This window comes from Candidatus Venteria ishoeyi (assembly GCF_030378065.1).
In the GTDB taxonomy this organism is placed as follows: domain Bacteria; phylum Pseudomonadota; class Gammaproteobacteria; order Beggiatoales; family Beggiatoaceae; genus Venteria; species Venteria ishoeyi.
Genome location: NZ_JAUCGJ010000014.1, coordinates 23,708 through 36,658, shown reverse-complemented (window position 1 = coordinate 36,658; position 12,951 = coordinate 23,708). Strand labels below are relative to the sequence as shown.

Below are 12,951 nucleotides of genomic sequence, written 5' to 3'. Positions count from 1 at the left end.
CAATGAAATCAACCTGGATACTGCTCGCATTATTGCTCGCCAATAGTGTCCCCGCTTTTGCTGAAACACTTTCTCTGCAACGGCAGCAGGAATTGTTATATATGTTGCGTCATGATTGTGGCTCCTGTCATGGCATGTTATTACATGGTGGATTGGGGCCTGCATTATTACCTGAGAATTTGCAGGGAAAAGCGCCTGATGGACTGGGTGCAACCATTTTTTATGGACGCCCTGGCACTGCCATGCCACCTTGGCGGGCGCTATTGACCTGGACAGAAATTAATTGGTTGGTATCGCAATTACGCCAGGGGCGATTGAACCAAAGACAATTAGCTATTAACCCAAAAAATTAAGGGGTTGCTCGTTATGATTAAAATGTTTTTACGTGTATCGTTATTCAGTCTGTTGGTCACGCTTGTCCAGGCTGAAGGTTTGCGCGGCACGGGTGATATGGGCATTGTTATTGAACGCGCCACTGGTTCTGTGCTGATTATCGAACACAGTAGCAATACACAATTAGCACGGGTTGAGGGTTTAGGCGATCTGTCTCACGCTTCTGCTGTATTTTCCAGAGATGCCCGTTATGCCTATATCTTCGGACGCGACGGTGGTCTGACTAAGATCGATTTGTTAACGGCAAAAATTGTCAAACGGGTGATGCAGTCAGGCAACAGCATTGGCGGCGCAATTTCCCAGGATGGGCAGATTGTTGCTGTATCCAATTATAAACCCGGTGGTGTCAAATTATTTGCTGCCAGCGACTTAGCACAATTGGCTGACATTCCAGCAACTTATGAACAGAATAAACAATCCAAAGTCATTGGTTTGGTAGATGCGCCCGGACAGCAATTTGTCTTCAGCTTATTTGATGCTGGGGAAATCTGGCTGCTGGATGCAAAACAATCACTTTCAAAACCCCACATCCAAAAATTTAGCAATATTGGTAAACAGCCTTATGATGGCTTAATCACCCCTGATGGACGTTATTATCTGGCGGGACTATTTGGTGAGGATGGCTTGGCCTTATTGGATTTATGGCAGGCAGAAAAAGGCGCACAACATATTTTGCCCAATTATGGCAAGGGTCAGCAAAAGCTGCCGGTTTATAAAATGCCGCATCTGGAAGGTTGGGCAGAAGCGGGGAATTATTTATTTGTCCCCGCAGTGGGTCAACACGCTGTGTTGGTCATCGATAAAAGCAACTGGCAGTTAGTCAAAACCATTCCAGCACATGGACAACCCATATTTGTCATGTCACAGCCTGATCAACGCCGGGTCTGGGTCAATTTTGCCCTGCCAAATAACGACAGTTTGCAAATCATTGACACGTTTACGCTGGAAACCCTTAAAACCTTCAAATCCGGTAAAGGCACCTTACACATGGAATTCACCCCGCGTGGTGAAAATGTATGGGTATCAGTGCGGGATGAAGACAAGCTTAATATTTACGATACTGCAACGTTTGAGCTACGAGCAAGCCTGCCAGCGCATAAACCCAGTGGTATCTTTTTTACCAGCCGCGCGCATTGGACCGGCCTGTAAAAATCAGTATTTGAAAAGGGGATCGTGATGTCTGTTGTTATTCAGCATTCACCAAAAACCACTGACACATTAGAAAATCCTGTTTATCGTCATTTATTAAATGATTATCAGCGGGGTTTTCCTCTGGTTTCGCGCCCTTATCAAGGTATTGCGCAGCGTCTGGAACAAACAGAAACAGATTTGCTGGAACATGTATATGATTTACAGCAAGCGGGTATTATCAGCCGTATTGGCCCGGTATTTAAGCCTCATAGCATTGGTGCCAGCACACTTGCAGCAATGTCAGTACCCGAGGCACAATTGCAACAAGTTGCGGCAATAATCAGCGCCTATCCTGAAGTCAATCACAACTATGAGCGTGAGCATTTTTTTAATCTCTGGTTTGTGGTAACGGCTGAAAACAAAAACTATTTGCAGCAGGTGCTTGCGCAAATGGAGCAGGAAACAGGCTTTGAAATTCTCTATTTACCCATGCTCAAGGATTACCATATTGATTTGGGCTTTGATTTACTCAGTTCCCATCAAGAGCACGGGCAAGATCACAAGCATCAACGTAAATCATTTCAGGGTTTTCCTCAGGATACTGTTACCGACTTTCCCGCGCTGGATGCACAACAAACTACAGCATTGATTCAGGCGGTTCAAGTGGGTTTGCCACTGTTATCAAAGCCGTATGCAGCACTGGCAAATACGCTGGGTTTAAGCGAAGCACAAGTATTAGGTACTTTGCAACAATGGCAGCGGCAGGGCATTATTCGCCGCTTTGGCATCATCGTCCGCCATCGCAAACTGGGTTATTGCGCTAACGCCATGACCGTCTGGAATATTCCTGATAAGGCGGTGGATGATGTTGCAAACCAGCTTGGCTCCGTCCCCGGTATTACCCTGTGTTACCAGCGCCCCCGCCGCCTGCCACACTGGTCGTATAACCTGTTTTGTATGATTCATGGACAGGATCGTAATAGCGTTTTGACAAAAATCCAACACTTAATCAGACAACATGATTTGATGGATATTGAGCATGATATTTTATTCAGCGGTCGCTGTTTTAAACAACGTGGCGCGATCTACCGTAATAGCTCCCGCTGCGCATAACGATTGGTACTCATGGATACGCTAAGTAAAAACATTATCCGGCATTTGCAAATTGATTTTCCGCTATGTTCCCGGCCTTATCAACAAACGGCCAGTCGCTTAGGTATTACTGAGGATATCTTACTGACACAATTGCGGGACTTATTGGACAATAAAATACTTTCCCGCTTTGGCCCGCTCTATCATGCTGAACGCTTAGGTGGTGGCTTGACTCTGGCGGCTTTGCGGGCAGCAGAACATGAGTTTGATGCTGTAGCGGATTATGTCAACAGTTTGCCGGAAGTTGCGCATAATTACGCCCGAGAGCATGAATTAAATATGTGGTTTGTGATCGCCACAGAAAAACCGGAAGATATAGCCAGGGTTATTAATAAAATCCACTTACATACCGGGTTGCCGGTTTATGATTTTCCAAAACAAAAAGAATATTATCTGGGGTTAAAGCTTAACCCTGATGGGCAGGCTGCGGAAAGCTTCGCCGTTAACACGCTGAAAAAAAACCAAACAAGCGCCAGCCTGGAGTCGTTTGATCGCTTATTGATTCAGGCCACGCAAGCCGGACTTGCCCTGTGCGCACAACCCTATCAGGAAGTTGCCAATCAAATTGGCAGCGATGAAAACAGCGTTATACAAAGGCTGCAAACCATGCTGGAACAGGGCATGATCCGCCGTATCGGCGTGGTGCCAAACCACTACAAACTCGGTTATTGCAGTAATGGCATGACGGTGTGGGATGTGAAAGATGACGTAGTGGATGCGCTGGGTCAACAAGTCGGGCAACTGGATTTTGTCAGCCATTGTTATCGCCGTCCGCGTCATTTACCCAAATGGCCTTATAACCTGTTTGCCATGGTACATGCACGTAGTCATGAAGAAATTCAGCAGCAAATTGAAAAAATAAAGACACTGCTTGGAGCGCATAATCAACAACATGACGTATTGTTTAGCCGTAAGATTCTGAAGAAAACCGGCTTGCGGTTTTCTTAAGGAGTAGAGCATCAAGCTGTATTTGCACTACCTCCTAAGGACACTGTCTGATAATATAAGACTGAGGTTCTTGGACAGTTCCTTATGCAGCTTAATGCTCACTTTTTTATTCATGAAACCCAATAATGGCAATAAATAAAAAAACATTCATTAGTTATTTAGTCATACTGCCCACGCTACTTTCATTCATTGGACTGCTTATCGGGTTATTTTTATACCTGAGTATAAGCGAAACAGAGCACATAAAAATGGCTTTGGTGGCAGGCTTTGCCTTTGCTGAGTTGATGATGGTGCTGGCGGCAGGTGGTGGTGTTGTGTATTTACTGACTTCGGAAAAACAGAAAAACTGGTTGATAATGAATATAGGCTTGTTTTTTATTGCAGGTTTTACGGGGCTATTAATGTTCATGCTGCTATAGACATCTATAGAATATCTATGTTTCGGGATTTCCCGAAACTGAAATATCGTGCTTCCCGGTTTTGGGAAATGCTATTACTCATTCCCGAAACAGCCTGCTGGAAATGGAATATGAAAATAATTTTACCTCGTTTATTATTAACTGCTTTATGCCTTAACATCACTGCCAACAACCTTGTCCTGGCTGAAGAAAAACAGGTATTATCACAAAATGATGCACCTGTTTTATACCAGACCCACTGCGCCAGTTGTCATGGTCAAGATCGCTTAGGATTGAGCGGCCCTGCGCTGCTGCCAGAAAACCTCAGCCGCCTGCGTAAAGCAAAAGCGATTAAAACCATCACTCATGGTAAGGTCGCCACTCAAATGCAGGCGTTTGCCCCCTTATTAAACCAACCACAAATCCAGGCACTGGCAGATTATATCTACACGCCCCTGGCACAAATGCCGGTTTGGAATGAAGCAGAAATTAAAGCCAGCCACATCGTTCATGTACCTGAACTGGCAACAACAAAAATAGAAAAGGTTAAACCTGTTTACAGCGCCGATCCCCTGAATCTGTTTCTGGTGGTGGAAACCGGTGATCATCATGTCAGTGTGCTAGATGGCGACAAACTGGAAGTGATTCACCGCTTCCCCTCCCGCTTTGCCTTGCATGGTGGGCCAAAATATACCGCTGATGGGCGTTTTGTTTATTTTGCCTCCCGCGATGGCTGGATCAGTAAATTTGATATGCACACGCTGAAAATGGTGGCGGAAATCCGGGCAGCGATCAATACCCGAAATATTGCCGTATCAGCGGATAATCGTTATGTGATAGTCGGTAATTACCTGCCGCATACGCTGGTGTTGCTCAATGCTTCCGATTTAAGTCTGATTAAAATTATTCCGGTGATTGACAGCAAAGGCAACAGTTCCCGGGTCAGTGCCGTGTATACTGCCAGACCCCGCAACAGCTTTGTGGTGGCGCTGAAAGATTTTCCTGAAGCTTGGGAAATTTCTTATGACGATGAGCCACCAGCGGGTTTTGGCAATTGGGTGCATGATTATCGCAAGGACTCTGGTGATGTTCGGAAAATGGAAAAATTTCCCATTCGCCGCATCCAGGCTGAGGGGTATTTAGATGATTTCTTTTTTGATCAGGATTATATCCTGATGTTAGCGGCTTCCCGGCAAGGTGGCGGGCAGGTGATCGATCTGGATGCGCGGCGCGTTATCAGTAAACTGGATTTACCCGGTATGCCACATCTGGGTTCCGGCATTACCTGGAGCTATCAGGATAAACCCGTATTTGCAACGCCCAACTTAAAAACCGGGAATATCAGTATTATTGATATGCAGAACTGGCAACAGATTAAAAATCTGAAAACCTTAGGCCCCGGCTTTTTTATGCGCAGCCATGAAACCAGCGATTATGCCTGGGTTGATGTGTTTTTTGGCAAGAATCGCGATGCCATGCATGTGATCGACAAAAATAAACTGGAAATTGTCAAAACCCTGCGTCCCGTTCCTGGCAAAACTGCCGCACATGTGGAATTTGATCGCTATGGCAAATACGCCATTGTCAGTATCTGGGACAAAGATGGCGCGATTATTATTTATGACGCAAAAACCCTGGAAGAAATCAAACGCATCCCTATGAACAAACCTTCGGGAAAATATAACGTTTATAATAAAATTACGCTTTCGGCGGGTACCAGTCATTAGGCTTGAAGGAATCTATATCTTCGACTAATATATTAGGGAAATATAATTGGGGGGTTGACAACTCAAACTGAGTACACTATCATTTCAGATGTAGGCGATGTGGCGGTAGAGGTATCCCCACGTTAACAAGTAATAACCTCATTGGACTTTGTGGCGGTAGAGGCATCCCCACGTTAATAAGTAACAACCTCATTGGATTGCCTATGCGAAAGCCCTCACTATCTAAAGTAGTGAGGGCTTTTTATTTTTAGGTGAATATGTAATGCAATTAAGACTTCTGACAGACGAAGCGTACAATAGGATATCCACTCTACGTGAGGTATTGCACAAGCAAAACCGGGGATATGGCATCATTACGATCAAAATACACAACCTCACCTTCGCTTTACCTCTTCGCAGTAACCTCAATCACTCTCATGGATTCAAGACTGTATTTCATAATGGCCAATGGAATGGGATTGACTACTCTAAAGCACTCATAATAGAGGACATTGACTTACGAGCAACCCCATTTAGACCTAGAAACAGAAGTGAATATGACAAAATCAAAAAGAACAAAAAGAAAATACAAGAAAAATTTGAGGAATATTTAACTTCTTACATAAACTTCCCGAAAGAGGATGGGAGAGAAATATATAGAAGATTTGGCTATACGACATTGGTTAACTACCATGCCGAACTCAACATAACTCCCTAACAAAAAGTTCCAACAGACCAAGCAAAGCGGTTCGACTAATGGTCTATTCAGCTATGGTGTCCGCTTTAGTCGGTCGCTGAACATTACCGTTGTGCATATTTTTGTAAAGAGATACAGATGAGAACAATACTTGATTTACCTGAAAATCTGATAGATGAAGCCATGATGGTTACGCATACGGGCACAAAAACCGCCGTGATTATGCTGGCCTTAAAAGGGTTAATTAGAAAAGCAAAAATTTCTGATTTAAAAAATTACAAAGGAAAAATTGACCTGGATATTGATCTGGATGAAATTCAAGATTGCCACTAATGGCTATTATCGTATATTAGAAAAAGTCATCAACATCAGCTTATATTAGCGCTTTGAAATGGGAACACGCCAATGCTACGCATCACCCCTTATATCCAGGAATTACTCAATCCCACGCCACTGAAACCAGCCCGTAAACCCAAAGGTCCGGTGGTGATCTGGAATTTGATTCGCCGCTGCAATTTAATGTGCAAACACTGTTATTCAATTTCTGTAGATACTGATTTTCCAGGAGAATTATCCACCGATAAGATTTATACGGTAATGGATGACTTAAAAGCCTTTGGCGTGCCGGTATTGATTTTATCCGGTGGCGAGCCTTTGATGCACAAGGATATTTACACCATTTCCCAACGCGCGAAAGACATGGGTTTTTATGTTGCGCTTTCTACCAATGGTACCCTGATTAATGCAGACAATATCCAGCAGATTGCTGACATGGGTTATGACTATGTCGGTATCAGCTTAGATGGCATTGGTAAAACCCATGATCAGTTCCGGCGTCAGGAAGGGGCATTTGACGCTTCGCTGGAAGCAGTGCGTTTATGCCGCCAAAATAACATAAAAATTGGCCTGCGTTTTACCCTGACCCAGGATAACCAGGAACAATTCCCCAAAATGCTGGAATTGCTGGAAACTGAAGAGATTGATAAGTTCTATTTATCACATCTAAATTATGGCGGACGCGGCAATAAAAACCGTAAAGATGATGTCTATCACCAGATGACCCGGCAGGCGATGGAAAAGCTGTTTGAAACCTGCTTGAATACCTTGCGTGCAGGCAAAACCCGTGAGTTTGTCACGGGTAATAATGATGCCGATGGCGTTTTCCTGCTGCATTGGGCTAAAAAACACTTCCCTGAGCAAGCTGCACATTTACAGGCAAAACTGGAGCAATGGGGCGGTAATTCTTCAGGTGTTAATATTGCTAATATCGACAACCTCGGCACAGTACACCCTGATACATTTTGGTGGAATTATGATTTGGGTAATGTTCAGGATCGCCCATTTTCTGAAATCTGGCAGGATACTTCCGATCCACTGATGGCAGGCTTAAAACAGAATCCCCGCCCCTTAAAAGGACGCTGTGCCAGCTGCAAATATCTTAAAATCTGTGGTGGCAATACCCGGGTGCGAGCTTACCAAGTTACCGGGGATGCCTGGAATGAAGATCCGGGGTGTTATCTGAGTGATGAAGAAGTAACCTGAATTCGATGTAAGGAGTGAGGATGAAATAAGTGCAGGAACTGGGCACAGGATTTTTATTCATTTTCAAGGCGTGAAAACAGGCGCATAGCAAGCTATGTAACTGTTTTCACAACGCAGAAAATGGAGAAAAAGACCAGCCAGGTTGCTGAAGTTATAAAATTCTCACTCCTAAGCTTCATTCATCTGCTTCACTCCTGAAAGTCGCTTACATCTCATGCTAACACTTGATAGTACGTACGGATAACACCCCTGCGCAGGGGTGTTATCCGTGAAACATTTAGCAACAACTTCTAAGCGACTGTAATCTGCTTATCCAGATACACATCCTGAATTGCATTTAATAAATCAACACCTTCCGCCATCGAGCGCTGAAAGGCCTTGCGCCCGGAAATCATCCCCATGCCACCGCCACGCTTATTAATCACCGCCGTGCGTACCGCCTGGTGCAAATCATCCGCGCCACTGGATGCGCCACCAGAATTAATCAAACCAGCGCGCCCCATATAACAATTGGCAACCTGATAACGCACCAGATCAATCGGGTGTTCGCTGGTCAGTTCCTCATAGACTTTAGGATGGGTTTTGCCAAATTGAATGGCATTGTAACCACCATTCGTCTGTGCCTGTTTTTGTTTCACAATATCGGCATTAATGGTAACGGCAAGATGATTGGCCTGCCCGGTTAAGTCGGCAGCAGTGTGATAATCCACGCCGTCTTTTTTAAAGGCGGGATTACGCAAATAAGCCCACAACACTGTAACCATGCCCAGTTCATGTGCGCGCTCAAATGCTTCACTGATTTCCTGTACCTGTCTGCGCGTGTGTTCCGAGCCGTAATATACCGTTGCACCTACCGCCACCGCGCCCATATCAAAAGCTTGTTCCACGCTGGCAAACAGTGTTTGATCATAAAAATTAGGATAACTGAGAATTTCGTTATGATTGATTTTTACCAGAAAAGGAATTTGATGCGCATATTTGCGGGCAACTGAAGATAACACGCCCAGGGTTGAGGCCACAGCGTTACAACCACCTTCAATCGCCAGTTTTACAATATTATCCGGGTCAAAATATAGTGGATTAGGCGCAAAAGATGCACCACCTGAGTGCTCAACGCCTTGATCAACGGGTAAGATAGACAGATACCCCGTACCCGCCAGACGACCGGTATTAAACAGGGTTTGCAGATTACGCATCACCGTAGGTTTACGATCTTTTTGCATTAATACACGGGAAACATAATCAGACCCCGGCAGACTGAGCATATCTTTAGAAAGGGTTTGACACTGATGGCCTAATAAATATTGAGTTTCTTCACCTAAGAGTTTGCTAATATCAGTCATAAGTATTTCTCCTCTACAGCGGTATAAGATGCGCCCGGCTGTTATACCGGGCGTGCTTCTGTTTTTTTACTACTTGGCTTTTTCCTTAACGGTTAATAATTCAACTTCAAAAACCAAAGTTGAATTAGCCTGGATTTTCTGGCCACTGCCACGCAGGCCATAACCCAGATCAGAAGGGATATATAACATCCATTTATCCCCTTCTTTCATTTTCTGCAATGCCTGAGTCCAACCTTTGATAACGCCATTAACCGGGAAATTTGCCGGTGTTCCGCGTTTATAAGAACTGTCAAACTCGGTACCATCGATTAAAGTACCCCGATAGTGTACGGAAACATAATCTTTCTCACCAGGGGTTTTGCCGCTGCCGGATTTGATGACCTTATACTGCAAGCCATTATCCAGGATTTTCACGCCTTCTTTTTTGGCATTTTCCGCCAGAAAAGCTTTACCCGCTTCCAGGTTTTTATTCGCGGCCTCATTTTTGAATTCTGCCTGACGCTTGAAATAAGCGCGTTGGTATTCCTGCATGGTTTTTTCAACTTCAGCAGGTGTCATTGGCCCTTGTTTGCCACTGAGTGCGTCTTCAATACCACGAGTCAGTTGCGTCATATCTAGTTCGACCCCCTGCTTTTTGAAGTTTGCGCCCATTTTCTGACCAAAGCTGTAACTCAGGCGTTCTTTTTCCGTGCTGAGCTTAGCCGCTTCTTCAGCATGCAAGGCCAGTGGTGATAAGCTGATGGCAATCGCCAGACTTAAGTTGGAAAGTACACGGGTTGATGATTTCATAATCTTCCTTTGATTCAATATTATTGTAAATATTTTTTTGTACATTAGGAGTGAGGATGAAATAAATACAGAAACTGGGCGCAGGATTTTTATTCATTTTCAAGGCGTGAAAACAGGCGCATAGCAAGCTATGTAACTGTTTTCATAACGTAGAAAATGGAGAAAAAGACCAGCCAAGTTGCTGAAGTTATAAAATTCTCACTCCTAAAGCACAAAAAAATAAGCATCTTACTATAGGAAGCTATTAAATTAAGCTGAGTTTAAACAAAATGCAATGTCTTACTGAAATTGGCTCAGGGCAATCTCATCCTTGGTTTCAAATGAAACACTCATCAAACCATCGGAATATAAGGTGCCGGACAGACGATAACGAAAATGCGTTTGCTGTCCGTCACTTAAGCTTTGCACCTGACGCAGGATGCCAAATAAACTGCTGCTGACTTCGGCTTCAACGAGTTGACTGGAAAATGCCGGAATGCTGGTTTTTTTATTACTGACCCCGCGCGCAAAGTTTTTACCATTAATTTCCAGCTTAAACGCCATGCCATTAATGGACAAAGGCACCGGACTGGGATTTTGAATACGCAGTTGTAACTGGTAATGCTGTTCTAACAGACTCATGCCCAGTGGCGTTAAATTGCTCAGGCTGACATAAGGCCGCTCGTTCACGCCTAAACTGGCGCAGCCGCTGAGCATCAGCAGTAATAGCACAAATAATACAGATTTTTTCATGGCACAGCACTCCAATGGCTTGCACAGTTTTTTATATTTATAATAAATTAAATCAATAAACTACGTTAATGTACCTCATTTTAATAAGAACTGTGTTGTTTTCAGTCACTTTTCAGCAAAATGAGCATGCTCTGCGTGCTTCTGTTAATATCAATTATTCAACATCTCAAAATATGGATAAAAAGTATGGATAAAGTGAGCAGCAATAAGTTTTAACAAAACCTAAAAACTCAAAAAACAAAGGATTTCTGTTATGTTCATGGAAAAAATTTATATTTTCAGCCTACTACTATTCTGTATACACGTCCAAGTCCAGGCTAGTACCGGTACCGATAACAATAAAACGCCATCTGCTGAGGCCACAAGCGCAGCACCACCCACCAAGATCGCAATACCCTCACCGCCTGCAACGCCGTTAACATTACTGAATGCTTGTATTTGTCTGCGCGATCCCGCCACCGACAATCTGATTAAGAATTGCACCCGACAGCAGCGCAAAAATGAAAACCAACCACGTATTTTTTGTTTTGACGTGGAGGGCATCATGATTGAACAAAAAAATGTACAGACCTGGCAACAACTACCCGCCGACCACCCCGATTGCACCCCCTGTCAAGACAACCAACCAGCTACAACTGATCGCATCCCCAGAAGCGGAGATTAAACATGAGCGAAGCAGCCAAACAACAAGCAAACGACAACCTGCGCTGGTGGGAATGGATCAGCCTGCCCTCCTTGATGACCGCGCTGATATATGTGATAGGCTGGAGTTATGCTTATGCCTATTATGCTGCGTTTAATCTGGGTCTGTTGTCCATCGACATTCCCGGTCAGTACTTTATTATCTATGGCTTTTGGGTCTTGTCTGATCACTGGTGGCTGCTCCTGCTCTACCTGGGCATTGTCGCTATCTGGTGGCTGTTGCGCAAGCGTCCACGTATTCAACATGCCCTGGCCACGGCCCTGGTTCCCATACTGATTCTGGCGCTGTTCGTGGGTGCCTATCAGCTTGCCCGCTACAGTGCGGTACAACATTTTCAAGCCCAGCAACAGCAAGACTATCCCGCTTATCCGCGAGTAAAAATCTGGCTCAAAGACAAGGTTCAACAGCCGCCGGACTTGCAAGTCGTTAGCGATGCGCTGCCCAAAGGCTGTTATCGCCTGCTGCTGCAAAGCGGCAGGCAGGCACTGTTGTTTTACACTTACCAAGACAAACCCGGTCTGCAACCGGCGGTGCTTCATATTCCTATGGGTGAAGTGCGGGCCTTGCGGGTCTTGCCGCAATACGGCAGTTGTTCCTGATGAAAGGAGTGAACATGAAATTACCCATCCCGTTATTGCTTGGCTGTCTGGCGCTTACTGCCGTTGAAGCTCAGCAAACCCTTGATCCCGCCGAACTCGAATGGGTGTCCAGCGTCGCCGCGGTCCTGGAAGAAAAAACTGGCCAAGCACCGGAGCCCGAACAACTCGTAAGCACCTTAAACGGCTTCGCAGTCAAACTTTACCAGGATGGCAAATACCGCGAAGCTATCGAGTTGGCGCAACAAACCTGGCAATACGCTGAGCAAAAACTTGGTGCACAGCACCAGAAATCTTTGTATGCTCTCAATAATCTAGGGCAACTGTACCAATCCCTGGGGCAATACGATTCGGCAACTCCCCTTCTAGAACGTACCTTACGAGTGAAAGAACAGACGTTTGGCAAGGAACATCCCTCAACCTTAATCAGCGTCAACAACCTGGCGGGCCTTTATCAAGCCCAAGGCAGCTATGGCGAAGCCGAGCCGCTGTATCAACGGGCCTTGCGCGTTCGTGAAGCCGTGCTGGGCAAGGAACATCCCGATACCTTAATCAGCGTCAACAACCTGGCGGGCTTGTATAAATCCCAAGGCCGCTATGGCGAAGCCGAGCCGCTGTATAAACGGGCCTTGCGCGTTCGTGAAGCCGTGCTGGGCAAGGAACATCCCGATACCTTAATCAGCGTCAACAACCTGGCGGGCTTGTATCAATCCCAAGGCCGCTATGGCGAAGCCGAGCCGCTGTATCAACGGGCCTTGCGCGTTCGTGAAGCCGTGCTGAGCAAGGAACATCCCGATACCTTAATCAGCGTCAACAACCTA

General features: G+C 45.2%; 15 protein-coding genes. 12 read left to right on the top strand and 3 right to left on the bottom strand.

Annotated elements, in window-relative coordinates; genetic code table 11:
* Window positions 1-2: 2 nt before the first annotated feature.
* The 9 genes from QUF61_RS06460 (at window position 3) to nirJ (ending at window position 7,967) form a co-directional block, all read left to right on the top strand.
* Entirely contained in the window at window positions 3-353 is a 351-nt protein-coding gene (locus QUF61_RS06460) for a c-type cytochrome (protein ID WP_103921572.1), read from the top strand.
* A gap of 13 nt (window positions 354-366) precedes the next feature.
* Window positions 367-1,542: a cytochrome D1 domain-containing protein gene (locus QUF61_RS06455; protein ID WP_103921571.1), complete on the top strand. Its 1,176-nt coding sequence runs from the start codon at window positions 367-369 to the stop codon at window positions 1,540-1,542.
* A gap of 27 nt (window positions 1,543-1,569) precedes the next feature.
* Entirely contained in the window at window positions 1,570-2,637 is a 1,068-nt protein-coding gene (gene ahbB / locus QUF61_RS06450) for a siroheme decarboxylase subunit beta (RefSeq protein ID WP_177428596.1), read from the top strand.
* 12 nt (window positions 2,638-2,649) lie between these two features.
* On the top strand, window positions 2,650-3,624 hold the full coding sequence (gene ahbB / locus QUF61_RS06445) for a siroheme decarboxylase subunit beta (protein WP_289681034.1): 975 nt from the start codon (window positions 2,650-2,652) through the stop codon (window positions 3,622-3,624).
* 125 nt (window positions 3,625-3,749) lie between these two features.
* Window positions 3,750-4,043 carry a hypothetical protein gene (locus tag QUF61_RS06440; RefSeq protein ID WP_103921569.1) on the top strand — a complete coding sequence of 98 codons (294 nt, stop codon included), beginning with the start codon at window positions 3,750-3,752 and terminating at the stop codon, window positions 4,041-4,043.
* A gap of 110 nt (window positions 4,044-4,153) precedes the next feature.
* Complete coding sequence (locus QUF61_RS06435) at window positions 4,154-5,749, top strand: cytochrome D1 domain-containing protein (protein ID WP_289681031.1); 1,596 nt, start codon at window positions 4,154-4,156, stop codon at window positions 5,747-5,749.
* A 262-nt stretch (window positions 5,750-6,011) separates the two neighbouring features.
* Entirely contained in the window at window positions 6,012-6,446 is a 435-nt protein-coding gene (gene tenpIN, locus QUF61_RS06430) for a type III toxin-antitoxin system TenpIN family toxin (protein WP_103918864.1), read from the top strand.
* A gap of 117 nt (window positions 6,447-6,563) precedes the next feature.
* Complete coding sequence (locus QUF61_RS06425) at window positions 6,564-6,758, top strand: type II toxin-antitoxin system VapB family antitoxin (protein ID WP_289681030.1); 195 nt, start codon at window positions 6,564-6,566, stop codon at window positions 6,756-6,758.
* 72 nt (window positions 6,759-6,830) lie between these two features.
* A complete protein-coding gene (gene nirJ / locus QUF61_RS06420; protein WP_103921567.1) occupies window positions 6,831-7,967 on the top strand; it encodes a heme d1 biosynthesis radical SAM protein NirJ in 1,137 nt (378 codons plus the stop codon).
* A gap of 290 nt (window positions 7,968-8,257) precedes the next feature.
* Here the strand turns inward: nirJ and QUF61_RS06415 are convergent, their stop codons facing one another.
* The 3 genes from QUF61_RS06415 to QUF61_RS06405 all read right to left on the bottom strand — a co-directional run bounded on the left by QUF61_RS06415 (window position 8,258) and on the right by QUF61_RS06405 (window position 10,831).
* Complete coding sequence (locus QUF61_RS06415; RefSeq protein ID WP_289681028.1) at window positions 8,258-9,310, bottom strand: class I fructose-bisphosphate aldolase; 1,053 nt, start codon at window positions 9,308-9,310, stop codon at window positions 8,258-8,260.
* Window positions 9,311-9,379: 69 nt separating this feature from the next.
* Entirely contained in the window at window positions 9,380-10,099 is a 720-nt protein-coding gene (locus QUF61_RS06410) for a BamJ family beta-barrel-assembly machinery protein (RefSeq protein WP_289681027.1), read from the bottom strand.
* Window positions 10,100-10,378: 279 nt separating this feature from the next.
* Window positions 10,379-10,831, bottom strand: coding sequence for an LEA/WHy family protein (locus QUF61_RS06405; RefSeq protein WP_289681026.1), 453 nt, complete (start codon window positions 10,829-10,831; stop codon window positions 10,379-10,381).
* A 253-nt stretch (window positions 10,832-11,084) separates the two neighbouring features.
* On the opposite strand from QUF61_RS06405, the gene QUF61_RS06400 reads away from it, so the two are divergent.
* The 3 genes from QUF61_RS06400 to QUF61_RS06390 all read left to right on the top strand — a co-directional run.
* The gene (locus tag QUF61_RS06400) at window positions 11,085-11,495 is read left to right on the top strand and encodes a hypothetical protein (protein ID WP_289681025.1); all 411 of its coding nucleotides are present in this window, start codon (window positions 11,085-11,087) and stop codon (window positions 11,493-11,495) included.
* A gap of 2 nt (window positions 11,496-11,497) precedes the next feature.
* On the top strand, window positions 11,498-12,133 hold the full coding sequence (locus QUF61_RS06395; RefSeq protein ID WP_289681024.1) for a hypothetical protein: 636 nt from the start codon (window positions 11,498-11,500) through the stop codon (window positions 12,131-12,133).
* Window positions 12,134-12,147: 14 nt separating this feature from the next.
* The coding region (locus tag QUF61_RS06390; RefSeq protein WP_289681023.1) for a tetratricopeptide repeat protein at window positions 12,148-12,951 on the top strand (804 nt) is incomplete at its 3' end.